Raw genomic sequence first — 23,377 nt, 5'->3', positions numbered from 1 at the left:
TCACTTGCCATTGCCCTCCCTGGTTTCTGCGATCACGAATTCGACGCCGTTGTCTTCCAGCATCCGGGCGTCCGCATCCCGCAGGCCGTCATCGGTGATCAGGCGGTGGATGCGGGTCAGCGGCAGCGCGACGGTCGGCGGGCGTTCCTGAAACTTGCGGCTGTCGACAAGAACGATGGTCTCGTTCGCCTGTCTGGACATGTCGTCGCAAAGCCGGACCAGCAGCGGATGGCTTTCCAGCAGCCCCTGCGCCCCGATGCCGAGCGCGCCGACAAAGAACTGGTCGGCAAAGAAATCGTAGCCGTTGCGTGCCGGATCATAAAGGATCCCGGGCTCGCGGTGCAGATCGCCGCCGCCCAGGGTCAGCTGGCAGGTGCCATGTTCCGACAGGTAGCCCGCCAGCGGGATGGAATTGGTAAAGACCCGGATGTTGCGCGCCGCGATGCAGCTGCCGAAATGAAAACAGGTCGATCCGGCATGCAGGATGATCGAGGAGCCATCGCGCACCAGCCCGGCAGCCGTCTCGGCGATGGCCCGTTTCTGGGCGACCGCGATATCCCGGTTCTCGATGAAGGGCAGGTTGACCGCGCGCCGTTGGACGGGGCCGGCATTGGCGGCGATCCCGCCATGGACCTTCTGGCCCAGACCCGCTTCGGACAGCTTGTCGATATCGCGGCGCACCGTTGCCGGGGAAACGCCGGTGATCGACACGAGTTCGTTCACGGAAACGAAGGTCTTTTCATCCAGCAGGCCGGCAATGACCTGATGTCGTGATAGATCGCTCATCCCCCTCCCCCTCCCTGGATCGGTTCGCTATGGGCTTATGGATGCTCCTTATCTTTCATTTATGCAATCTTTTAATCAAAAATCGGCGAAAAGTTTCAAAAACCCGGTCAGGGTGAGCGTTATTGGAGGTTTCCTCAGAAAAACACGTCATCACCAAATGGCGGCTCCGTAGTGGCCTGCTGTCGGATGACTCCCCACCGAACCCTGAGCCATCGCACCGGGTCCATGCGGCGGTCGTGCCGTCCTGCGCGCCGTCTTGCATTTTTCTCGATGCACATACTTTTTTCTTATAGGATAATTATTGCCAAAAAGACCTAAACCTTTCATGGTTCGGCAGGGAATCAACAGAGAGGTAACAACCAATGAAAAAGTTTACGGCGACAGCCGCGATTCTGCTTGCCACCGGCCTTGCCGGCACTGCCCAGGCAGACAAGCTTGACGACATCATCGGATCCGGCACGCTGCGCTGCGCAGTCGTGCTCGATTTCCCGCCCATGGGGATGCGCGACGAGAACAACGAACCCGTCGGCTTCGACGTGGATTACTGCAACGATCTGGCAGCGGCGCTCGGCGTTGACGCCGAAATCGTCGAGACCCCCTTCCCCGAACGTATCCCGGCGCTGATGTCGGGCCGCGTTGATGTCGGGGTCGCATCGACTTCCGACACGCTGGAGCGGGCCAAGACGGTCGGTTTCTCGATCCCCTATTTCGCCTTCGAAATGGCCGTGACCGCGAACGACAGCACCGGCATTTCCTCGTTCGAGGGCATGAAGGGCTTTACCGTCGGCGCCGTTGCGGGCACCTACGAGGCGATTGCCCTGGAAGCTCAGGTTGATGCCTGGGGCGAAGGGTCCTTCCGTCCCTACCAGACCCAGGCCGATGTCTTCCTGGCGCTGAGCCAGGGCCAGCTGGACGCGACCGTTTCGACCTCGACCGTGGCGCAGGCCAATGTGAAGACCGGCAATTTCGGTGAGATCTCGGTTGTCGGCACGGCGCCTTTCGACATCGACTACGTCGGGCTGTTCGCCAAGCGGGATGAATACGGGCTGCTGAACTACCTCGACCTGTTCGTCAACCAGCAGAACCGGACCGGGCGCTACGCGGAACTCTACGAAAAATGGATCGGCGGCGACCTGCCCGATCTGACGGTGTCGGGCTCCTACCGCTAAGAGCCCCCCGAAGACCCGAGGCGGCGCGGCACCCCCGCGCCGCTTTTCCTTCTGCACTCCAACAGATGCGAAACGGACATGTTTGATTATACCTTCCAATGGAAGCAGGCCATGGCGCGCCTTCCGCAGATGCTGGATGGCGCGGTCGTGACGATGGAGGTCGCGGTTCTGTCGATGGTCCTTGGCATCGCGATGGCCGTCGTCCTGACCCTGCTGCGGCTTTCGGGGTCCCGGCCGCTGGCCGCGATTTCGACCACCTGGGTCGAGATTGCCCGCAACACCCCGGCCCTGTTCCAGATTTACATGGCCCATTTCGGCGTGGCGAGTTTCGGCATCCACTTCAGTCCCTTCGTATCCCTGCTGATCGGGATCACCTTCAACAACGCAGGTTATCTGACCGAGAATTTCCGCGGCGCCCTGAAGGCGATCCCGGACACCCAGGCTCGGGCGGGCCGGTCGCTCGGCATGTCCCAGATCAGCGCCTTCCGCTATATCATCCTGCCGCAGATGCTGCGGATCTCCTTCCTGCCGATGACCAACCAGATGGTCTGGGCAATCCTCATGACCTCGCTCGGGGTGACGGTGGGGATGAGCATGGATCTTTACGGTGTCACCCAGGCCCTGAATGCGTTGACCTTCCGCACCTTCGAGCTTTTCGCCATTGCCGCCGTGATCTTTTACCTGATCACCAAGGCAATCACCCTGTCGGCGCGGCTGATCGCCGCCCGCCTGTTCCGCTATTGAAGGGGGAGTAGACCATGTTCGATACGGCCTTGTCCGCTTCCGACCTGCTGTTTCTGGCCCGCGGGGCCGGTGTCACGATCCTCGTTACCGCAATCTCTGTCGCCATCGGCACCGTCCTCGGTATCCTTTTCGGTGTCATCCGTGTTCAGCTGGGCGCCGTGCTGTCGGCGCCGCTGACCTTCTTTCTTGATATTTTCCGCTCGGTCCCGCTGCTGATCCAGCTTGTGCTGGCCAATGCCTTTCTCGGGATGGTTCTGCAGATCAGGATGTCGGGGTTGACGGTGGCCTGCATGGTGCTGTCGCTCTACACGGCCGCCTATTGCGCCGAAATCGTGCGCGGCGGGATCGACGCCGTGCCCGCAACCACCCGCCGTGCGGCGCGGTCGCTGGGGATGACCTGGGGACAGGACATGCGCCATATCGTGCTGCCGCTGGCCACCCGCGTCGCCCTGCCGTCCTGGATCGGTCTTGCCCTCGGGGTGATGAAGGATTCCGCCCTGGTCTATGTCGTCCAGGTTACCGAGCTTCTGAAATCCACCCAGATCCTCATCACGCGCCTTCAGGAGCCGCTGTTCCTGCTGCTGATCTGCGGCGCGTTCTATTTTGTCATCAGCTTCCCGCTTGCCCGTTTCGGCGGCTATCTCGAAAAAAGGTGGTCCAATGATTGAGATCCAGAATGTCCGTAAATCCTTTGGCGAGCTTGAAGTTCTCAAGGGCATCGACCTGACCGTCAAGAAGGGCGAAGTCGTCACCGTCATCGGCGGTTCGGGGTCGGGGAAATCCACCCTTCTGACCTGTATCAACGGGTTGGAGCCGATCAACGCCGGGCGCATCAACGTTGACGGGGTCGAGGTCCACGCCAAGTCGACCGACATCAACAAGCTGCGCCAGAAGATCGGTATCGTGTTCCAGCAGTGGAACGCCTTCCCGCATCTGACGGTGCTGGAAAACGTCACCCTGGCGCCGCGCAAGGTGCTGGGCATGGGCAAGGCCGAAGCCGAGGCCATCGCGGAAAAGCACCTGCGCCACGTTGGCCTGGGCGACAAGCTGACGACCTATCCCAGCCGCCTTTCGGGGGGCCAGCAACAGCGGATGGCGATCGCCCGCGCGCTGGCGATGTCGCCCAACTACATGCTGTTCGACGAGGTGACCTCGGCGCTTGATCCGCAGCTGGTGGGCGAGGTCCTGGAGACGCTCAAGATGCTGGCCGAAGAGGGCATGACCATGATCCTCGTCACCCATGAAATGAGCTTTGCCCGCGATGTGTCGGACCGGGTGGCCTTCTTCCACAAGGGCGTCATGGCCGAGATCGGGGTGCCCGAGCAATTGTTCGGCGATCCCCAGCACGCCGAAACCAGGGCTTTCCTGGCCAGCGTGCGCTAGGCTGCGAAGGTCCTCATGGAATGCGAAACGGGCGCGGCAGTCATCCTGCCGCGCCCGTTTGCGTTCTGTCATGCGTGTCAGGTGGCGACGGCGGCCAGCCCGTCCTGTTCGAACAGCGCCAGTTGCGCCAGTTCCGCCTCGGTCAGGCAAATGCCCTCCGCCAGCGCCTTGTCCCGCGCGGCAAAGCGGCGTTCGGAGGGCAGGCGCGCGCCCTGCCCCGAAATCGCGGTCAGCAGCTTTTCCCCTTCGGCCAGCGGATCGCGGCCGCTGCGGGCGGCAAAGCGCGCCGGGTCCAGCGCCAGCACCAGCGCCCCGTGACGCGGCAAAAGCGCGCTGCTGCCCATGAACTCAAGGGCTTCCTTGCTCATGAATTCCCCCAGCATGGCCCCGGCCAGCAGTTCGACCATGGTCGAGATGGCAGAGCCCTTGTGTGCGCCGAAGGGCAGCATCGCCCCGGCCAGCGCGGCATCGGGATCGGTGGTCGGCTGGCCGTCGCTGTCGATGGCCCAGCCTTCGGGGATCGGGGTGCCCGCGCGGCGGTGCAGCTCGATCTCGCCCCGGGCCGCGACGCTGGTGGCGAAATCCCAGACATAGGGATGCGCGCCGGGACGCGGCCAGCCGAAGGCGATGGGGTTGGTGCCGAATAACGGTTGAGTACCCCCGGCAGGGGCGACGACGGAATAGCTTGGGCACATCGAAAGCGAGGCAAGACCATAGTCCGCCATTGCCTCGACATCATGCCAAAGGGCCGAAAAATGCAGGCAATCGCGAATCACCAGCGCGGCGATGCCGGTTTCGCGGGTGCGCTCGGCCAGCAGGTCCTTGGCGGCGTGGAAGGCCGGGTTGGAAAATCCGCCCCCGGCGTCGACTTCGATCACCGAGGTGCCTTCGTCGTGGACCTTCGGCACCGCGCCGCCTTCGACCTTGCCCGCCGCCAGCACCCGCAGGCAGCCTTCGATACGATAGACCCCGTGGGATTTGCAATTGTCACGTTCGCCCGCAACGATGACCCCGGCCACGGCCTCGGCGCTTTCGCGGCGCACGCCGCCGGCCTCGAGGATCGCGCGGACCCGTTCCTGAAGCGTTTGCACGGAAATGTTCTGTGAACCAGCCATGGCGGTCAGTCTCCTTTCGGCTGCAGGATCGGACGGACAGGCGCGCCTGTCACTTGTCCATGTCGATATAGGTGCAGGCCCAGAAGACCTTGGTCTCGGTCTCGTCGAGGGCGCGCAACCCATGCTTGATGGTGCTGTCGAAATAGGCGCAATCGCCGGTTTCCAGCACGACAGGTTCGTAATGTTCCACGGTCAGTTCGACGCGACCTGACAGGACATACAGCGTCTCTTCGCCGTCGTGGGATTCCAGATCGGCGCGGGTCAGCGGCGGGCGCATTTCGACGCGGGTCACGAGCGGGATGATCTTCTTTTCCGCCAGGGCGTTGCACAGCACCTCGTACTCAAAGTTCTTGGCGCGCACCTTGCGGCCCTGCCCGGCACGGGTGACGGTCATGCGGGTGGTCTGGTTGCTGTCGTGATCGCTGGAAAACAGCCGCTCCATGCCGATATCATAGGCCCGCGCGATACGTACGAGGTTCTCGTAGCTGGGCGAAACCCGGCCGTTTTCGATCTTGTGGATTGTGGAAAGCGCCAGCCCGGTCCGTTGCGCCGCGACCTCGAGGGTATAGCCACAGGCCTGACGGACGGCTTTCATCCGGCCACCCAGATCGGCGCGCAATTGCTGGCGCTCCGCCTCCCAGGCGTCATCTTCGGCATTTGCGGTGACTTTTTCCGTTTCGGCCATAATTTTTCTTTTCTTACCATCCTTGATTGTTTAAGCACAATTTTGTGCCAAGCACAACGATAGCAATCCGGGCAGAGTGTGAAAAACAGGAAAATCGGGAATCGCTCTATTTTCCGATCTCATCACACCACCCGCCCCAATCAAAGGACGTCACATGGCCAGGCTGATCGTCAAGGCAACCGTTTCAGGCCCCGTTCTGGTCTGCGACGAAGGGCTGAGCGTCTGGGGCGGGGTCGATCCCGCCAGCGGGCGCATCATCGACTCCCTGCATCCGCAGCATGGGGCCTGTCTGGCCGGTCAGATCGTCCTGATGCCGACCAGCCGGGGATCCTGCACCGGCAGCGGCGTGTTGCTGGGGCTGGCCTTTGCCGGCACCGCTCCGAAGGCGCTGGTGTTCCGCGAATCCGAAGACATCCTGACCCTTGGCGCCCTGGTCGCGCAGCGCCTGTTCGGCCATGACATCGCCGTGCTGCGCCTGCCGGCCGAGGAATACGACCTTCTGGCGCAGGCAACCGAGGCCGAAATCAGCCCCGAGGCGATCACCGCCGGAGCCACCCGGATCGCCGTGGTCCCGGACGCCGACAGCGCGCTTGACCTGAGCGATGCCGACTGCGCCACTCTGGCGGGCGAACATGGCGAAGCCGCGCAGCTTGCCATGGAAATCATCATCACGATGGCACGGGCGCAGGGCGCCGAAGCCCTGATCGACGTCAGCCGCGTGCATATCGACGGCTGTATCTATGCCAGCCCGGCCTTCCTGACCTTTGCGCGTGCCATGGCGGACATGGGCGGGCGGGTGCGGGTGCCCACGACGATGAACGCGATTTCGGTCGACCATGCCAATTGGCGCAATCAGGGCGTTCCTGACTCCTTTGGTGCCCCGGCCAGCCAGTTGGCTGACGCCTATGTGGAAATGGGCGCCCGGCCCAGCTTTACCTGCGCGCCCTACCTGCTGGACGACAAGCCGAAGGCCGGCGAAGACATCGCCTGGGCGGAAAGCAACGCGGTCATCTATGCCAACAGCGTCCTTGGGGCGCGGACCGTGAAACACGCCGATTTCATGGATCTCTGCATCGCCCTGACAGGGCGCGCGGCCCGTGCCGGTGTCTACCTCGAGGCCAATCGCGCCCCGGCCCGGATCATCGACGTGACAACCCCCGAGGCCATCGACGACGCCTTCTGGCCGATGCTCGGCTGGCTTGTCGGTCAGGCCGCGCCGGACCGCATCCCGCTGATCCGCGGTCTGGAAGCCCTCGCGCCCGGCGAAGACGACCTGAAAGCACTTTGCGCGGCCTATGGCACGACCTCGGCCGCGCCCATGCTGCATATCGCAGGCATCACGCCCGAAGCGGCCCTGCCGCCGCTTGCCACGGCCGATCAGTGCCACATCGGGGCGCAGGATTTTGCGACCTTGTGGGAAAACTTCAACCTGGGGGCGGAAAAGGTCGACCTTGTGGCGCTTGGCAGTCCGCATTTTTCCGCCTCCGAAGCGACGGCCTTTGCCGCGTTGATGGAGGGGCGGCAGGTCGATCCGGCGGTCACCACCATCGTCACGCTGGGACGCGCTACCCTGGCACGTATCACCGAAACCGGCGTGGCCGGGCGGTTGCAGGCCGCCGGGGTCAGGATCGTGCCCGACATCTGCTGGTGTTCGATTTCCGAACCGGTCTTTCCACCTGAAGCCCGCGTTCTGATGACCAATTCCGGCAAATATGCCCATTACGCGCCCGGTCTGTCGAACCGCGCCGTGCGCTTCGGATCACTGGCGCAATGCGCTGAAACAGCCACCACCGGTCTTGCCCCCGCTGCCCCGCCGCCCTGGATCGCGGCCCCGGCATCCTGACCCACGCACCAGACACAACGGAGATTCCCATGAACAAAGACGTGTTTTTCGGCACCATTCCCGCGCTGCTCACCCCCTGCACCCCGGATCGCAAACCCGATTTCGACGCTCTGGTGAAGAAGGGCCGCGAGATGATCGACGCTGGCATGTCCGGTGTCGTCTATTGCGGATCCTGCGGGGACTGGCCGCTGCTGACGGACGCCGAGCGCATGGAAGGGGTAGAACGCCTGACCGAGGCCGGCGTGCCCGTCATCGTCGGCACCGGGGCGATCAATTCGAAATCCGCTGTCGCCCATGCCGCCCACGCCCAGAAGGTCGGCGCCGCCGGGCTGATGGTCATCCCCCGCGTGCTGTCGCGCGGCTTGTCCCCCGCTGCGCAGCGCAACCATTTCAAGGCGATCCTGTCCGCCGCGCCGGATGTGCCCGCGATCATCTACAACAGCCCCTATTACGGCTATGCCACCCGTGCCGACCTGTTCTTTGCCCTGCGCGAAGAGCACGAGAACCTGATCGGGTTCAAGGAATTCGGTGGTCAGGCAGATCTCAGCTATGCGGCGGAACATATCACCTCGCAGGATGACGACGTGATCCTGATGGTCGGCGTGGATACCGAGGTCTACCACGGCTTTGCCAAGTGCGGCGCCGTCGGCGCGATCACCGGCATCGGCACCATCTTCCCGAGCGAAGCGCTGTTGCAGGTCGCCCTGTCCACCAAGGCGGCTGAGGGCAATATCGAGGCCGACCAGCGCGCACAGGAATTGGCTGCGGCCTTCTCGGTTCTGGCGAAATTCGACGAAGGCGTCGACCTCGTGCTCTATTTCAAGCATCTGATGGTCTTGAAGGGCGAAGAGGAATATCGTCTCAATATCAACGAGACCGATGCGCTGTCGCCGTCCCAGGCGCGATTCTGCGAAGCGCAATTCCATCAGTTCAACACCTGGTTCGCCAATTGGAGCAAGCAGGGCGGAGTCATCGCTGAATGCATGTGATCGACAGCCATACCGGCGGAGAGCCCACGCGGGTGATCCTTGACGGTGGTCCGGACCTCGGGTCCGGGCCGCTGGCCGAACGGGCCCGGCGGCTGGCGACGGACCACCGCGACGCCTATCGCGCGATCATTCTGGAGCCGCGCGGCCAGCCGGCCATGGTCTGCGCGCTACTGGTGCCGCCGGTCGATCCCGATTGCGTCACCGGCGTGATCTATTTCGATGCCGAGGCGGTTCTGGGCATGTGCGGGCATGGCACCATCGGCCTGGCCGCGACGCTGTTCCATCTGGGCCGCATCGGGACGGGTCCGCAACGGATCGAAACGCCGGTCGGGATCGTGACCGTCGACGTGCAGGACGCCAATACGGTGACCGTCACCAATATCGAAAGCCGTCGCATCGCCAGCGACATCCCGGTCGAGGTCGAAGGGTTCGGTACCATCACCGGCGATCTGGCCTATGGCGGCAACTGGTTCTTCATCGTCGATCCCGCGCCCGTGCCCGTCACCTCGGGCAATATCCGCCAGTTGACCGACGTGACCATCGCCCTGCGCGAGGCCCTGAAGGCCGCTGGCATCAGGGGCGACGATGGTGGGGCCATCGACCACGTGATCTTTCACGGCCCCTCGGACCGGCCGGGTATCCACAGCCGCAACTTCGTTCTCTGCCCTGACAACGCCTATGACCGGTCGCCCTGCGGCACCGGCAGTTCGGCGCGCCTTGCATGTCTTGCCGCGCGCGGGCAACTGGCCGAAGATACCGAGATCGTGCAGGAAAGCGTCATCGGCAGCAGCTATCGCCTGTCCTACCGGATCGCGTCGAATGGCGGGGTGTTCCCGAAGATCACCGGCCAGGCCCATGTCATGGCCGAAAGCCGGCTGATCTTTGATCCGAAGGATCCCTTCCGCGGCGGGATCTTCCTTTAGTCCCCCTATCCACAAGGAATTGACGGTGACAACCGAACCCACTGAAATCATCGTCATCGGCGCCGGAATCATCGGCGTGACGGCCGCCCTTGCCCTGCGCCGCGAAGGCCACGTGGTCCGCCTGCTGGATCGCAAAGGGGTGGCGGCGGAAACCTCGCGCGGGAATGCCGGCGCCTTTGCCTTTCCCGAGGTCGAGCCCATTTCGGCGCCCCGCATCATGCGCAAGGCGCCGAAATGGCTGATCGATCCGCTGGGGCCGCTGGCCATCCGGCCCGGCCATGCTCTGAAAATCGCGCCCTGGATGCTGCAATTCTGGCGCAACAGCCGCCCGGACCGTTTCGAAGCCACGATTGCCGTGCAATCCGGTCTGATGGACCATTCCAGGGCGGCGCTGGAACGGCTCGTGCCACTGGTCGACGGCGAAGCCCTGTTGCGGCGCGACGGGCAATTGCAGCTTTACGAAGGCCGGGCCAGTTTCGAGGCCAGCCTGCCGTCCTGGGACCGTCGTCGCCGTCTCGGCATCGACTTCAGCCTGTTCGAAAACCGCGATGCCATAGCCGAGTTGCAACCGGGGCTGAACGCCCGTTTCACCCATGCGGGCTTTACCCCCGACTGGCTGAGCACCGTGGATCCCGCGCTTTGGACGGAACATCTGGCGCAGGCCTTTGTTGCCGCCGGTGGCATCATCGAGACCGCCGATATCCGCGCCCTGCGTCAGGACGGCAACGGGGTCGAGGTGGACACGGCGGAGGGACCGAGACGGGCCGCGCAGGTCGTTCTGGCCGCCGGGGCCTGGTCGCACAAGCTGGCGCGCAGCCTTGGCGACCGCATCCCGCTGGAGGCCGAACGCGGTTACAACACCAGCTTTGCCAGCGCGAATGTCGATGTCCGCATGCACCTGACCTTCGGCGACCATGGCTTTGTCATCTCGCGTCTTGGCGATGGCATTCGGGTCGGCGGCGCAGTCGAACTTGGCGGGCTGACCCTGCCGCCGAATTATCGCCGGGCGGAAATCCTGGTTGAAAAGGCGAAGGCCTTCCTCGACGGGTTTGATCCGCAGGGGGGGAAGCAGTGGATGGGCTATCGCCCCTCGCTGCCCGACAGCCTGCCGGTGATCGCCCGCGCGCCCCGCGCCGACCGCGTGATCTATGCCTTCGGCCATGGCCACCTTGGCCTGACCCAATCGGCGGGCACCGCCGAACTGGTCGCCGACCTTGTGGCGCGGCGCGATCCACGTCTGGCGCTTGCGCCCTTCGACGTGACCCGATTCTGATACCGGCTTCTCGTGTCTTGGTACCGATTTGGGCTCAGCCGGTGATGCGCGGCCAGGTGTCCGACAGGCGATAGCCGCCCGGCCAGGGGTCCGACGGGTCCAGCATGTGCTGATGCGTCCCGGTGATCCAGGCCCGCCCGCTGATCTGCGGGCGGATGGCGTCGAGGTTCCCGACCCGAGCCTGCCCAAGGATCTGACCGTGGAATTCCGAGCCGATGATCGAAACGCCGGTAAAGCGATCCTCGGTCGTCATTTCTCCGCGTGCGTGCAGGATCGCCATGCGGGCCGAGACCGCCGTGCCGGTCGGCGACCGGTCAAGCTTGCCCGGCTGGATCGCGACCACCGATTGTGCGCGCAAGTTGGGGCCTTCACGGTGAATCTGCCCGGCGAAAAGCGTAAACGAATGGTGCGCCCAGTCGGGTTTTTCGGGATGTTCGAACCGCAGTTGCGCATTGGCGGCGTTGGTGATCCGGATGCCAAGCTCGGCAATCTGGCGGGCGTTGTCCTCGACCAGTTCAACGCCAAGTGCCTCCGGGTCGACCACCACGAAACTGTCGCCGCCAAAGGCCGTGTCGACCGTGATCTGCCCAAGGCCCGGCACGTCGAGCGGCACCGCCAGGCGGGTGGCAAAGGAGGGCAGGTTTTCGACATGGATGCGCTCGGCCTTGCCGTTGGCGCAATCGGCCCGAACCCGGACCAGACCACCCGGTGCCTCAAGAACCATTTCCGTGACGGGTTCCTGCATCTCGATGATGCCGCTGTCCAGCAGGACAGTCGAGACGCAGATGGAATTCGACCCCGACATCGGTGGCGTGTCGGCGGGCTCCATGATGATCCAGCCGGCCTGAGCTTCGGGGGTCTTCGGCGGGACCAGCAGGTTCACATGACGAAAGACGCCACCGCGCGGTTCATTCAGCACGAAATTGCGCAGGGTCTCGTCCTCGGCGATCCATTTGCGCTGTTCCCAAAGGGTATCGCCGGGTGGTGGGGCGACGCCGCCGACGATCACGTCACCGACTTCTCCTTCGGCGTGACATGACACGACGTGGATGACTTTGGAACTGCGCATCCGGGCCTCCGGTTTTGTTAAAAGCAATTATAATTCAAGGGTATGACTGCCTTCAGCATATGACTGTATTTCGTCGGGGATGTCACGGGAATGGTGCGTGTTTGTCCATCGATTTGGAAAGGTCGCACCGGGCGTGAAAAAGCAAAAGGCCCGCCGGAAACATCGGCGGGCCGTTCGTATTTTGCTCAGATCTTGCGCGGGCCGGATCAGCCGACGTTTTCTTCCGAGGCCTTGTCGCGGGCCTTCTCGGAAATCCGGCGCACGGCGTCTTCGGCGCGATCAACCACGGCGTCGGCGGCCGTGCCGTCGCCCGAACTCTTGCTGTCTGCCGCGTCCTTCAGCTCACGTCCGGCCGCTTCGACGTCTTCGCGCAGTTCTTCGCCAACCGTGCGGGCTTCGTCGAGCGCAGCACCAGCCACGCGTTCGGCCTTGGCGCGTTCCTGCTCGAACAGCTCTTCGGCTTCGTCGTAAAGGCGGTCGCTTTGTTCACCGAAATGATCGTCCTCGAACTGTGTGCGCGGCAGGCTGCCTGCGACCAGCGCGCCGGCGGCAAGAGCAAGGGCACCGGCAACCAGCGGGTTCTGTTCGAAGAAATCGGTGGCCTTGGCGGCACCATCGCGGCCCGCGCTGCGGGCCCGGTCATGCGCGTTCTGGCCCCGGCGGCCCAGATCCTCGGCGGCAAGGATGGCGCGTTCGCGGGCTGCAATGACCCGTTCACGGGCTTCCGTGCTCATCCGTTCGGTGCCCTCGGACAGCTGGGCGGCGAATTCCTTGGACCGGTCGCGGACACGGATACCGGCACGCGTCGCGCTGTCACGGGCGGCCCCTGCAGTGTCGGAGGCGGATTTCACGCCATCCTGCACGTGGTTACGGGTCTGGTACCACTTGGCACGCGCCTTTTGCGAGGTCGACAGACCCTGCGGCTTGGCGCCGACTTCGCCGACCGGCACGGGTCCGCGCGGTTCGGAGAAGGCGGACGATCCGTTGGGGCCATAACGGCTATCCGTATCCGTGGTGTCCGGCTTGGACGGGGTGCGGACGGCGTTGGCCTTGTCGGCGAGCTTGTCGGCCGAAGGGCCCTTGCCGAACATCAGCCAGCCAAGACCGGCAGCGGCAACACCGAGCGCAAGCGGGTTGGCCCGCGCGGCATCCAGGGTCGAGCGTCCGAACTCGCCGCCATGCTGGCTGACGTTGTCGGTGATGCTGCGAAGGATGGAGTCCGGCGAGAACGTCGTCTCCAGCGCGCGGACGGTGGTTTGCAATTCGGCGCGCTCATGTTCGAGGTCGCGTTCGATTTCTGCGGGGGTGCGGGTATCACTCATTGGTCAGTTCCTTTGCAACGGCGTCGCGGTCCCGCTCGAGATTGCGGCGGGTCCGGGTCGGAGCGAGCGACGCGAGTTTCAGGTTCGACTGGCCGGATTTGACCAGGATCAGGGCAACGACAAGCAGGACGACGCCGACGATCAGCGCGGACCACAGCGGGGCAAGCCCGGCAGCGGCGATGGCGGTGACAGCGGCCCCGGCAAGCACGTTCAGTGCCACGAGCAGGATGACGATCCCGCCGATGACCATGCCCACGGCGGCGCCGGCCTTTTTCATGTTCTGGTCAAGCTCGGCGCGGAACAGGTCCATTTCGCCGCGCATGAGCGCAATGATCTGCTGCACGGCCTGGCTGAGCAGGTTGCCGGTGTCGCGGATCTGGGTGCGCGCCCCATCGGGGGTGCGGGTATCGGTGCTGGTCATCAGTACTCTCCCGTCGTTTTCGGGTTCGAGGGGATCACGGGCGGTGCCATGACATCATCGGGGCGGGTGGCCGGCGCGCTGCCGGTCATCGGGGTTTCCGGCGTGGTCATGTCGGCGGGCGGCTGGGTTGCCGGCACCGGAGCCATGGTCGCGCTCGGCTCATTGCCCGTCTCAGTGCCACGGTCGCGTGCGGCGCTGGAGGCCTTGGCGAAACGTGTGGCGGCAAAGCCGGCCAATGCGGCACCGCCCAGGAACCCGAGCGGATTGCGGCGTGCGAAGGCACTGACATCGCTGGCAATTTCGGCAAGGTCCCGGTCACGAATGGCGTCGGAGACACCCGACAGGCCCTTTGCGACCTGGCCAAAGACCTGCTCTTGCGGCGATCCGTGGCGCAGTTCGTCGGCGGCGGTGCCGAGGGCGCTGGCAATGCCCGACAATTCGGAGGCCACGCCCGACTTGGCCCGGTCAGCCTGACGGTTGGCTTCTTCGCTGGCGCGTGCACCGAGGTTTTCGGCGGTCTGGCGGGCATCTTCCTGCAGACGCTCGGCAGACCGCTTCACGTCCGTGCCTGCCTCCTGTCCGACGTCGCGGGTTGGGGTATCAAATTCCTGCATGTCACTCTCTCTTTTTGGTCTCGGATACGAAGACCGAGGTGGCGAATGGTGAAACGGATCGGCGGCCTGCAAGGTTGGCGCAGGCACAAGCAAGGACGGACCATCGAAGGGACTCGATGGGGAGAGGCATTTTGATGCCAGGCAGCGTCGATGCCGCGATCAGTATCGTTGATGTCTAGTTAACACCTGACGCGAACTGCGGTTCCTTCCGGCAACGGATTTTTGCAACCCATAGGCGGGTTGGAACATCCCACGCGCCCAGGGGTTTTTCCTGTTCATGTTTCCAGGAGATATCGCGATGCAGAAATCAGACCGGCGCGGCCGCGCCGCAGAGCAACCCTCGGACATTCCCGCTGCCGGGTGGCGGGACATTGGAATGCGGGTCTTCAGTGAGGTGCAGCGAGATCACGTGTCGGTCGTCGGTGCCGGGGTGGCCTTTTTCGGGCTGCTGGCGTTGTTTCCGGCCATCGCCGCCCTCATGTCGGTGGCGGGGTTGGTGACCGACCCGGCAACGGTGCAGCAACAGTTGTCGGACTTCCTTCAGGTGCTGCCCGAAAACGCCGCCTCGATCATCGAAACCCAGGCGCAGGCCGTGGCGTCGAGCGGCGAGACCGGTCTGGGCTTTGCCGCGCTTCTGGGCGTGGTCCTGTCGATCTACGGCGCCTCGAAGGGGATGCGCACCCTGATGGAGGGCATGAACATTGCCTATGACGAAGAAGAAAAGCGCGGCTTCTTCAAGAAACAGGCGGTATCGCTGGTTCTGACGCTTTTCGTGGTGGTCGGGCTGTTGCTGTCCATCGGGGTCATCGTGGTGCTGCCGCCGATCCTGGCGACGCTGGGTCTGCCGGATGTCTTGGTGACGGCCATCGAATGGGGGCGCTGGATCCTGCTGGCAGTGCTCTCCGCCGTGGGCCTGTCGGTCCTTTACCGATATGGCCCGTCGCGTGAAGACCCCGAATGGCGGTGGGTCACCTGGGGCGCCGTGATCGCCACGGTTCTCTGGGTCGCGGGATCGCTGGCCTTTTCGATCTACGTGCGGAATTTCGGCAGCTACAATGAAACCTACGGCACCCTGGGGGGCGTGATCATCCTGCTGACCTGGCTATGGCTGTCGGCCTTCATCGTGCTGCTTGGTGCCGAGATCAATTCCGAGATGGAGCACCAGACGCGTCGCGACAGCACCACCGGGCGGGACCTGCCACGCGGTCAGCGGGGGGCCGTGAAGGCAGACGAGGTGGGCGAAACGCCCTGACCTGAGGCCTGGCGTCCTTTGCATAAAACGAAACCGCCTGCGTGCCGATGGCCGCAGGCGGTTTTTTTTGTGAAGGTGATCATCGCGTGATCAGGGCCTCTGTGGACGGCGGCCCTTGTCAGTTCACGCGACTTGTGCGGGTGGAAACTCCGGCGGGATGTCCGGCTGTGGCATGGTGCCCGGCCCCTGGGGGTCGATCTCCGGCACGTCGGGTTGATCGGGCACCTGAGGCGGCACGGGCGACGGAACGTTATCGGGCGCCGGGCCGGGGGGAATTTCGGCCGGGGCGTCCTGGCCGCCGAGTTGGATATGGGTATCTGTCATGACAAATCCTTTCCGAATGTCAGCCGCAGGAGCAGCGGGGGAAATATCCGCCCGCGCTTGCTGACAAAACCTGTGGTGGCGTGAAATGTTCCGGGCCGAGGGCTGGACCCGGCGGCGGGGCGCCTATTCAAAAGGACGGCTAGGCGCAAAAAGGACACGCCCTGCCTTTGCAGGGCGTGTCCTGAACAATTGCCCGGCTACAAGAGGTCGCAGCCGGGCAATTTTCGTCTGGTCCATCAGATCGCGAAACCCTCAGGCAGCGACCGCGATGGCCTTGGCATTGACGAATTCCAACATGCCAAAACCGCCGTGTTCACGGCCAAAACCGGAATCCTTGACGCCGCCAAAGGGCATTTCGGGCGTGGCGAGGTTGAAGTGGTTGATGAACACCATCCCGGTATCGAAATACTTGCGGGCAAGGTCCACGGCGCGTCCTTCGTCCTTGGAAAAGATACCGCCGCCCAGCCCAAAGCGACTGTCATTGGCGATGCGCATGGCGTCTTCGTCATCGCGCGCCCGGATCACCGAGGCGACGGGACCAAAGAGTTCCTCATCGTAAGCGGGCTGTCCCGGCGCGACATCGGTCAGCACGGTCGCGGGATAGAAGTAGCCCTTGCCGTCGGGCAGATTGCCCCCGCAGGCGATGCTGGCGCCCTTGTCGACGCTGTCGAGCACCTGTTGGTGCAGGGTCTGGCGCAAGTCATCACGCGCCATGGGGCCAAGGCCTGTGCCGTCGCTGGTCGGATCGCCGGTCGTCACCTGCGACATGGCATCGATGTAGCCCTTGACGAAGTCGTCATAGACCGCGTCCGTCACCACGAACCGCTTGGCGTTCACGCAGGTTTCGCCGTTGTTGTAGATCCGGCCGGCCACGCAGGTCTTGATCGCAACATCCAGATCCGCATCTTCCAGCACCAGATAGGCGTCGTTGGACCCCAGCTCCAGAACAGCCTTCTTGAGGTGCTCGCCGGCCTGCTTGCCGATCACGGACCCACCCTTGGCACTGCCGGTCATGGTCACACCGCGCACCAGATCATTTGCGATCAGCTTGTCGGATTGATCATGATCAATGGTCAGCACGGTGAACAGGTTCTTGGGCAGACCTGCCGCCTCGTAGACCTCGCGCAGCATCAGGCCGCTGCCGGTGCAATTGGCCGCATGTTTGAGCAGCACGCCATTGCCCGCCATCAGGTTGGCGATGGTATAACGCACGGCCTGATAGGCGGGGAAGTTCCAGGGCTGGATGCCGTAAATCACGCCGATCGGGGAATAGGTGATGATGCCCTGGCGGCCATCCTGAAGCGAGCGGTGTTCGTCGGCCAGAACCTCGGGGCCCTGCTTGGCGGTCCAGGCGCAAATGCCGGCGCAAAGGTCAATCTCGTCCCGGCTGTCGCCGATCAGCTTGCCGACTTCGGCGGTCATCAACTGGGCGAACTCCTCCTTGCGGGCGGTCAGTTCCTCGCCGATGCGCGCGATGATCGCGGCGCGGTCCTCGACGGGTTTCAGGCGCCAGTCCTCGAAGGCGGCGTGGCAGGATTTTACCGCGTCAAACATCTGTTCGTCGCTCATCAGATCGTAGCTGGCAAGGTCGGTTTCGGTGAAGGGGTTCACTGTCTTGATGGTGCGCTCGGTCATTGTGCATCCTTTCGCAGTCATGTGTCTTTGCTGTTGCTGCCTCAACCCATGGGGCGCAGGGCTGTTCCGGAACCTCGCGTTTTCGTGCATTTCCGAGGCGTCAACGTCAGGGGCCAGAGGAGGCCGCGGCGCGGATGTTCGTCAGCAGCACGCCGCTGGCCGGGGCGGTCGGCATGTCATTCAGAGAAATCCCCAGATCCTGAGGCGGCAGATCCCAGCGAAGCGCGCTGCACAGCACCTGCATCGCCGCGATCATCAGCGCGACGGTCACGCGCTCTCCGGGGCAGCGATGGGTTGTCGCCACATCTCCCCCGCCCTGCGGCACGAAGCTCGGGCTGGCGGTGCGCCAGCTGAGCGCGCGGTCAGGGCGGAAGACATCGGGTGTGGAAAACGCCTGCTCCGATTGCAACGTACCCCAGAGATCGGCGAGCACCCATTGGCCCTCGGGCAGATCAAGCCCTTCGTGCGACACGGGCTGCGTGGTGATCCCGCCGGTCATCGGGAAGAACGGCGAACTGCGGCGGACCTCTTCGCAGAAATAATCTATCTGCGCGGTGTCTGCCGTGGCAAGGGTCCGGCGCCAGTCGGGTTCCAGGGCCAGCACCCGCGCGGCAAAGGCGATGTAGCGCCCGACCGCCACGATGGGACGCAGCAGGTTCAGGATTTCGACAATCGCGACCTCGGTCGGAATCGCCTGACCGTTTTCCCGGAACGCCATCACCCGGCGGGCCAGGCAGCCCTCCGGCAGGTCGTCCAGCGCGCGGGCCAACTGGCGTTCGACCCCGCGTCGCCGGAACAGGGCGGCAACCACGCCGGGTCCGACCGACCCGGCGCGGGCGCTCATCTGATACAGCGTGTCGCGCAGGCGGGCGTCTTCGCAGACGTCCGGACCGAAGCCCGCCCATTCGCAGGCGACCTTGGCCAAGGCATCACTGGCGCTGTTCAGCACCCGGGTATCGCCGGACTCGACCAGCTGACGTGTCCAGGTGGTGGCGAAAGCGCGGGCCAGCATGTCTGCTGCGTCTTCCTCGACCAGCAGACGAACGAACAGCGACTTGCGATGTTGATGCGCGGCGCCTTCCATTTGCTGGACGCTGCCCTTGTCCTGCAATAGGCGCAGGACCTTGGGGGGCAAAGCCCCCTGCCGGGTCATCCCCTCCGCCCCGTAAAGCAGGCGAACGCCGCGCGGGCCGGTCATGCAGATCACATCACGCCCCATCAGCCGCGTTCGGAAGGCATCCGTTTCCAGACGCGCGCAGCGGTCGGGGATGAAACGGTAGCCTTCTTTCCTCAGGGCCAGGGTGGCGTCCAGCGTGGGGTCCCTCGGCAGGGTCTCGGGGGTCACAGGATCGGCTTTCCGCCGGTCACCGCAATAGTCGCCCCGGATGTATAGCTGGAGGCCGGATCGGCCAGCATAACATAGGCCGGTGCAAGCTCCACCGGCTGGGCCGGGCGCCCCATGGGGTAATTTGCCCCGAACTCCGTCACGCTGTCCGCGGGCAGGGTCGAGGGGATCAGCGGGGTCCAGACCGGCCCAGGTGCAACGCAGTTCACCCGGATGCCGCGCGGCCCCAGCGATTGCGCCAAACCGGCGGTAAAGTTCTGGATCGCGCCCTTGGTGCTGGCATAGGCCAGCAGACCGGGGTTGGGCATGTCCGAATTGATCGAGGCGGTGTTGATGATTGCGCTGCCGTCCTTCATCTGCGGCACCACGGCCTTTGCCAGATAGAACATCGCGTGGATATTGGTGCGGAAGGTCATCTCCCATTCCTCGTCGGGGATGTCCTCGAAATCGTCGAAATGCATCTGGTGGGCGGCATTGTTCACAAGGATGTCGATCTGTCCGAAGGTTTCCTTGGTCTTGGACACGTTGTGGCGGCAAAGTTCCGCGGACTGGATGTCGCCGGGCAGCAAGAGCGCGCGCTGACCGGCCTCTTCGACCAGGGCGCGGCTGCGCTCAGCCTCGGCGTCCTCGGAAAGATACGAGATCGCCACATCGGCGCCTTCGCGTGCATAGGCCAGGGCGATGGCCCGCCCGATGCCGCTGTCGGCGCCGGTGACAAGCGCGGTCAGTCCAGCCAACTTCCCCGAGCCGCGATAGCTGTCTTCGCCGTGGTCGGGGGCGGGCTGCATATCCGCCGAACTGCCGGGCAGGTCCTGGGGTTGCTTGGGAAACGGGGGGCGTGGATGTGCCATGTCGGGGTCTCCGGTCCTTCGTGTTGGGGGTCTGCCTACCTAACGGACAGGAATGGACAGTGTTCCGATCCGGCCCTGAAAACCGGCGGGTTCCTGCCTTGGCTGCGAGGGGTGCGAAATCGGGGGCATGGCGGATCAAGAGACCGCGGGCGCGCCCGCAACAGGAATACCAAGTCAGGAAACCCGCGCCGCGCGGGAACCTGTTCAGGGGCGGGGCGTTGCCCAAGTGACCCGGCCACGGCCATGCCGGCCCCCTGTTCCAGCGCACCTGACCCCTTGTCCGAAACGATCCAGGCCTTCGCGGCCGTGAAAGGCTTACCCATGTACGGAACCATGCTATCGACTGTGACACAATGGCAGCAACTGGCCCTCAGCTCTGCCAAGGTGATGATGGCCTCGTCCACCGTGATCCAGATCCGGGTGATGCAGATGTCCCTCGGGATCATGCGCCCCGAAGAGGCCACGCGGATGGCGTTCGAAAAGGTATCGGCGCTTGCCAAGGCGACCGAGATGTCCGGTCGTGCCCTCGCCGCCAACAAGGGGCCGGCAGAGGCCGCGCTTGCCGGCCTGGAACCTTACGCGCGTGCCACGCGGGCCAATGCCAAGCGCCTGTCTCGCACCGCCGCGCGGGCAAAATAACCCGGAGGGAGGACGATAGCGCCTATCGGGTCACGCCCGGTACGGCGCGATGTCTTCGGCGGACAAGGCGTATCCGACATCGGCCAGTTGGGTCGCGATGGCGGCGGTCCCGAACATGCCCGTGACGGTGACCGGCGCGAACAACCGATCCACTTCATAGGGGTTTTCGGTCGTGACGAGGACAAGTTGATTTGCCGGCGGCGGCGGCACGTGGATGCAGGCGCCGACGTAAGGAACCAGCATGAAGGCGGTAACGCCCGTCCCCTTGTAATCCAGCGGAATGATGAAGCCGGACAGCCGCACGATGCGTCCGTTCCAATCCGTCCTGACACCAGCGGACAGCGGCTGCCGGCTGGCCATCGACCCTTCGTCATGGGGCGCGATGTTCTGGATCACGGGCGGGACATAGGGCTGATCCGGCGGGACAAGATCGCGCCATTCAAGGTCAAAGACCTCCTCGGCGCGCAATCCGCTGGCCGTCAGGGCAAACAGGCCGGCCAGACCGAGGCACAGGTTCCGGCGGGCCGGGTCCATCGCTACCATTCGTAGGGTTCCAGGCTGTCTGCCGCGACTTCGTAGCCGATATCGCCAAGGCTCGTGTACTGCATCTTGACCGACATGGTACCGGTGACCCAGATCGCCTCCCACAGCTGATCGCGGGGCCAGGGCGTCGCAGATGTCACGAAGACAAGCTGGTTCGGCGGCGGGGGCGGGACGTGAATGCAGGCCCCGACATAAGGCACGAGGATGAATTCCGAGATGCCGCTCGACCCGCTTTCAAGCGGTATCATGTAGCCCGGCATCCTGATGCGCTGACCATCAAGCTTGGTGTTCATCTTGGAACCGTTCTGGTCGAAGATCGGGTTCCAGGTGTCGTTCACGGCATCCAGGTTACCCTCTCCGACGATCTCGGAATAGGGCACGCCCGGCGGGATCAGGTCGTCCCAGGTGATCTCTCGGAGAGCTTTCGCCAAGGCGCTCTCCGGCAAGAACAGGCCGGCCGCCGCGAGACCGCCAAAACGACGGCGGGTCAGTGTGAATGGTTTCATCATATCCTCACCATCATGCCATCGCTGAGCGAAAGCCGATATGCCCGAACTGCAGGAAGCAGGCTTGCAAGCGCCGCAGCCGCGATCACGGTTGCGAGAACCCGAAGCTCCGGCAGTGAAGGCGGCTCGATCGGCAGCCAGATTCCGAAGGCGGCGTCGACCTGTGGCTGGCCCACGACAAGGCCGAGGTACAGCAGGCCGAGCCCAAGCACGGCGCCCAGGCCCGCCATCAAAATGGCCTCGACCACCAGCAAGCCGAGGATCGTTGATGGACCTGCGCCCATGGCCCGCCAGATCGCCATTTCGCGGCGCCGTTCGTTGAGGCTGGCAAAGATCATCGCCATCATGCCGATCAGCGCCGTCACCACCACCATCGCCGAAACGGCGATCAGCGCGATTTCGGCCACGCCGACGATCTGCCAGAGTTCCTGCAAGGCAACGCCCGGCAGGATCGCCAGAAGGGGTTCTTCGGGATATTCATTGATCCAGCGTTGCAGGCCGAAGATCTGAAGGCGCGACTGCACACCGACCAGCGCCGCCGTGATCGCCGTCGGTTCCAGATCCATGCTCCGGATGACCTCGACCGGGGTGGTTTGCCGGCTCTTGGCTCCGCTCTGCCAGTCCACGTGAATGGCCTCGATAGCCTCGAGGCTGACGATGACGGTCCGATCCACCGGGGTGCCGGTCTTGGCGAGGATGCCCGCAACGCGGAAGGGCTGATCGTCATGCGCCGTGAAGGAGGCGAGGCCGTGGGAAACGACAATCGGATCGCCCACGGCATAGCCGAGGCTCGTCGCGACATCCGCCCCGATGACCGTGTCGTACAGATCGTCGAGCCCGTGTCCCGTGACCATCTCCAGCGACCGTCCACCGCGATATTTGTAGTGCTCGAAGAACGCCGCTGTGGTGCCCATGACGCGGAATTGCCGGTGGCTGTCGCCCAGGGAAATCGGCACGATCCAGTCAATTTCCGGACGCTCGGCCATATCAAGATAGCTTTGCCAGGTGACATTGTTGGTCGCATTGCCGATGCGAAACACGGAATAAAGCAAAAGCTGGACCGAACCGGAGCGCGCGCCGACGATCAGATCGGTCCCCGAAATCGTGTCGGCAAAGCTGGCCCTTGCGCTGGTGCGGATCTTTTCCACCCCGAGGTAGAGCGCGACCGACAGCGCGATGGCGAGGATTGTCATCCCGACCGTCAGCGCTCGCGCCATCAGGGATTGGGTAGCAAGACGCAGGATCATGCCGCAGCCCGTTCCGTTGTCACGATGTCTTCCAGCCGGATCACGCGATCAAAGCGCTGCCCGAGCCGTTCGTCATGGCTGACCATCAGCAGGGAGGAGCCCGCCTGCGCCGCCTGTTCGAACAGCAGCCGAAGAAAGCTGTCCTGCGTGGCGGCATCCAGCGCCGAGGTCGGTTCGTCCGCGACGATCAGCGGCGGTGCCCCGATCAGTGCGCGGGCGACGGCCACACGTTGCTGTTGCCCGACGCTGAGCCGCCCCGCGGGGGTCGCCAGAACCCCATCCGGCAGGCCAAGCGCAGAACACAGCCGCGCGGCCTCGGCCTCGGCCTCGGGATCGCCGGCGCGGGCTCTGCGTGCCGGGGCAAAACGCAGCGGCAAAAGGATATTATCCAGCGCGCGGGCATAGGGTAACAGGTTGAATTGCTGGAAAATCACGCCGATCTGCTCGGCCCGGAACCCGTCGCGCGCGCCGGCGCGCAGGGAACCCAGATCCGTGTTGCCCAGCCTGACACTTCCCCCGCTGGCCGTGGCGATCCCGCAGACCAGCGACAACAGCGTCGATTTCCCCGATCCGCTGGCGCCGAGCAGCAGGACGTTTTCGCCCATAGCCATCCGGAAATCCGGGCAACTCAGGAAGAACCCGCCCTGTCCTGGCCAGGCGAAGGTCACATCGGTCAGGGCCAGAGCGGGATCCGTCATG

General features: G+C 64.2%; 25 protein-coding genes. 10 read left to right on the top strand and 15 right to left on the bottom strand.

All coding sequences use genetic code 11. The annotated features are described in order from the left end of the window. Entirely contained in the window at window positions 1-786 is a 786-nt protein-coding gene (locus PSAL_RS18885) for a DeoR/GlpR family DNA-binding transcription regulator (protein WP_119840926.1), read from the bottom strand. A 362-nt stretch (window positions 787-1,148) separates the two neighbouring features. On the opposite strand from PSAL_RS18885, the gene PSAL_RS18880 reads away from it, so the two are divergent. From PSAL_RS18880 to PSAL_RS18865, 4 genes are all read left to right on the top strand, one after another. Beyond that, window positions 1,149-1,955 (top strand): ABC transporter substrate-binding protein, encoded by an 807-nt coding sequence (locus PSAL_RS18880; RefSeq protein ID WP_119840927.1) that lies wholly within the window; start codon window positions 1,149-1,151, stop codon window positions 1,953-1,955. Window positions 1,956-2,033: 78 nt separating this feature from the next. After that, a complete protein-coding gene (locus PSAL_RS18875; protein WP_119840928.1) occupies window positions 2,034-2,699 on the top strand; it encodes an amino acid ABC transporter permease in 666 nt (221 codons plus the stop codon). A 14-nt stretch (window positions 2,700-2,713) separates the two neighbouring features. After that, entirely contained in the window at window positions 2,714-3,367 is a 654-nt protein-coding gene (locus PSAL_RS18870; protein WP_119840929.1) for an amino acid ABC transporter permease, read from the top strand. After that, window positions 3,360-4,082: an amino acid ABC transporter ATP-binding protein gene (locus tag PSAL_RS18865; RefSeq protein ID WP_119840930.1), complete on the top strand. Its 723-nt coding sequence runs from the start codon at window positions 3,360-3,362 to the stop codon at window positions 4,080-4,082. Before PSAL_RS18870 ends, PSAL_RS18865 begins: the two co-directional genes overlap by 8 nt. A gap of 77 nt (window positions 4,083-4,159) precedes the next feature. On the opposite strand, the gene PSAL_RS18860 is transcribed toward PSAL_RS18865, so the two are convergent. Next, window positions 4,160-5,197, bottom strand: coding sequence for an Ldh family oxidoreductase (locus PSAL_RS18860; RefSeq protein ID WP_119840931.1), 1,038 nt, complete (start codon window positions 5,195-5,197; stop codon window positions 4,160-4,162). 49 nt (window positions 5,198-5,246) lie between these two features. Continuing rightward, window positions 5,247-5,882, bottom strand: a complete 636-nt coding sequence (locus PSAL_RS18855; protein WP_119840932.1) for a helix-turn-helix domain-containing protein — start codon at window positions 5,880-5,882, stop codon at window positions 5,247-5,249. Between the two features lie 154 nt (window positions 5,883-6,036). On the opposite strand from PSAL_RS18855, the gene lhpI reads away from it, so the two are divergent. From lhpI to PSAL_RS18835, 4 genes are read left to right on the top strand one after another with little or no spacing between them, the layout of a single operon-like run. Beyond that, window positions 6,037-7,725 carry a cis-3-hydroxy-L-proline dehydratase gene (gene lhpI, locus PSAL_RS18850; protein ID WP_119840933.1) on the top strand — a complete coding sequence of 563 codons (1,689 nt, stop codon included), beginning with the start codon at window positions 6,037-6,039 and terminating at the stop codon, window positions 7,723-7,725. A gap of 29 nt (window positions 7,726-7,754) precedes the next feature. Then, complete coding sequence (locus PSAL_RS18845; protein WP_119840934.1) at window positions 7,755-8,714, top strand: dihydrodipicolinate synthase family protein; 960 nt, start codon at window positions 7,755-7,757, stop codon at window positions 8,712-8,714. Beyond that, the gene (locus tag PSAL_RS18840; RefSeq protein WP_119840935.1) at window positions 8,705-9,637 is read left to right on the top strand and encodes a 4-hydroxyproline epimerase; all 933 of its coding nucleotides are present in this window, start codon (window positions 8,705-8,707) and stop codon (window positions 9,635-9,637) included. Before PSAL_RS18845 ends, PSAL_RS18840 begins: the two co-directional genes overlap by 10 nt. Before the next feature lie 25 nt (window positions 9,638-9,662). Next, window positions 9,663-10,910 (top strand): NAD(P)/FAD-dependent oxidoreductase, encoded by a 1,248-nt coding sequence (locus tag PSAL_RS18835; RefSeq protein ID WP_196941946.1) that lies wholly within the window; start codon window positions 9,663-9,665, stop codon window positions 10,908-10,910. 34 nt (window positions 10,911-10,944) lie between these two features. Here PSAL_RS18835 and PSAL_RS18830 read toward each other — a convergent pair whose 3' ends face one another. From PSAL_RS18830 to PSAL_RS18815, 4 genes are all read right to left on the bottom strand, one after another. After that, window positions 10,945-11,979, bottom strand: coding sequence for a trans-3-hydroxy-L-proline dehydratase (locus tag PSAL_RS18830; protein WP_119840837.1), 1,035 nt, complete (start codon window positions 11,977-11,979; stop codon window positions 10,945-10,947). A gap of 206 nt (window positions 11,980-12,185) precedes the next feature. Next, a complete protein-coding gene (locus PSAL_RS18825) occupies window positions 12,186-13,301 on the bottom strand; it encodes a DUF3618 domain-containing protein (protein ID WP_119840838.1) in 1,116 nt (371 codons plus the stop codon). Beyond that, entirely contained in the window at window positions 13,294-13,722 is a 429-nt protein-coding gene (locus PSAL_RS18820; RefSeq protein ID WP_119840839.1) for a phage holin family protein, read from the bottom strand. Before PSAL_RS18820 ends, PSAL_RS18825 begins: the two co-directional genes overlap by 8 nt. Next, window positions 13,722-14,336: a hypothetical protein gene (locus tag PSAL_RS18815; RefSeq protein WP_119840840.1), complete on the bottom strand. Its 615-nt coding sequence runs from the start codon at window positions 14,334-14,336 to the stop codon at window positions 13,722-13,724. Before PSAL_RS18815 ends, PSAL_RS18820 begins: the two co-directional genes overlap by 1 nt. 298 nt (window positions 14,337-14,634) lie before the next feature. On the opposite strand from PSAL_RS18815, the gene PSAL_RS18810 reads away from it, so the two are divergent. After that, window positions 14,635-15,588 carry a YihY/virulence factor BrkB family protein gene (locus PSAL_RS18810; protein WP_119840841.1) on the top strand — a complete coding sequence of 318 codons (954 nt, stop codon included), beginning with the start codon at window positions 14,635-14,637 and terminating at the stop codon, window positions 15,586-15,588. A gap of 123 nt (window positions 15,589-15,711) precedes the next feature. Here the strand turns inward: PSAL_RS18810 and PSAL_RS18805 are convergent, their stop codons facing one another. The 4 genes from PSAL_RS18805 to PSAL_RS18790 all read right to left on the bottom strand — a co-directional run bounded on the left by PSAL_RS18805 (window position 15,712) and on the right by PSAL_RS18790 (window position 19,743). Then, a complete protein-coding gene (locus PSAL_RS18805) occupies window positions 15,712-15,912 on the bottom strand; it encodes a hypothetical protein (RefSeq protein WP_119840842.1) in 201 nt (66 codons plus the stop codon). Window positions 15,913-16,164: 252 nt separating this feature from the next. Then, the gene (locus PSAL_RS18800; protein ID WP_119840843.1) at window positions 16,165-17,547 is read right to left on the bottom strand and encodes an NAD-dependent succinate-semialdehyde dehydrogenase; all 1,383 of its coding nucleotides are present in this window, start codon (window positions 17,545-17,547) and stop codon (window positions 16,165-16,167) included. A gap of 106 nt (window positions 17,548-17,653) precedes the next feature. Then, the gene (locus PSAL_RS18795; protein ID WP_119840844.1) at window positions 17,654-18,892 is read right to left on the bottom strand and encodes a cytochrome P450; all 1,239 of its coding nucleotides are present in this window, start codon (window positions 18,890-18,892) and stop codon (window positions 17,654-17,656) included. Further along, window positions 18,889-19,743: an SDR family oxidoreductase gene (locus PSAL_RS18790; RefSeq protein ID WP_119840845.1), complete on the bottom strand. Its 855-nt coding sequence runs from the start codon at window positions 19,741-19,743 to the stop codon at window positions 18,889-18,891. Before PSAL_RS18790 ends, PSAL_RS18795 begins: the two co-directional genes overlap by 4 nt. A gap of 345 nt (window positions 19,744-20,088) precedes the next feature. Here PSAL_RS18790 and PSAL_RS18785 point away from each other — a divergent pair, with 345 nt between their 5' ends. Next, the gene (locus PSAL_RS18785) at window positions 20,089-20,382 is read left to right on the top strand and encodes a hypothetical protein (protein ID WP_196941945.1); all 294 of its coding nucleotides are present in this window, start codon (window positions 20,089-20,091) and stop codon (window positions 20,380-20,382) included. 30 nt (window positions 20,383-20,412) lie between these two features. Here the strand turns inward: PSAL_RS18785 and PSAL_RS18780 are convergent, their stop codons facing one another. The 4 genes from PSAL_RS18780 to PSAL_RS18765 all read right to left on the bottom strand — a co-directional run bounded on the left by PSAL_RS18780 (window position 20,413) and on the right by PSAL_RS18765 (window position 23,376). Next, the gene (locus PSAL_RS18780) at window positions 20,413-20,925 is read right to left on the bottom strand and encodes a DUF3299 domain-containing protein (RefSeq protein ID WP_119840847.1); all 513 of its coding nucleotides are present in this window, start codon (window positions 20,923-20,925) and stop codon (window positions 20,413-20,415) included. Continuing rightward, the gene (locus tag PSAL_RS18775; protein ID WP_231388715.1) at window positions 20,919-21,356 is read right to left on the bottom strand and encodes a DUF3299 domain-containing protein; all 438 of its coding nucleotides are present in this window, start codon (window positions 21,354-21,356) and stop codon (window positions 20,919-20,921) included. Before PSAL_RS18775 ends, PSAL_RS18780 begins: the two co-directional genes overlap by 7 nt. Window positions 21,357-21,430: 74 nt before the next feature. Next, window positions 21,431-22,678: an ABC transporter permease gene (locus PSAL_RS18770; RefSeq protein ID WP_119840848.1), complete on the bottom strand. Its 1,248-nt coding sequence runs from the start codon at window positions 22,676-22,678 to the stop codon at window positions 21,431-21,433. Beyond that, a complete protein-coding gene (locus PSAL_RS18765) occupies window positions 22,675-23,376 on the bottom strand; it encodes an ABC transporter ATP-binding protein (RefSeq protein WP_119840849.1) in 702 nt (233 codons plus the stop codon). The genes PSAL_RS18770 and PSAL_RS18765 overlap by 4 nt, the downstream gene beginning before the upstream one ends. Between the last annotated feature and the right edge of the window lies 1 nt (window position 23,377).

It is taken from the genome of Pseudooceanicola algae (assembly GCF_003590145.2).
Lineage (GTDB): Bacteria > Pseudomonadota > Alphaproteobacteria > Rhodobacterales > Rhodobacteraceae > Pseudooceanicola > Pseudooceanicola algae.
Note: the sequence above shows the minus strand (reverse complement) of the source record. Positions and strands in the feature narration are given on the sequence as shown.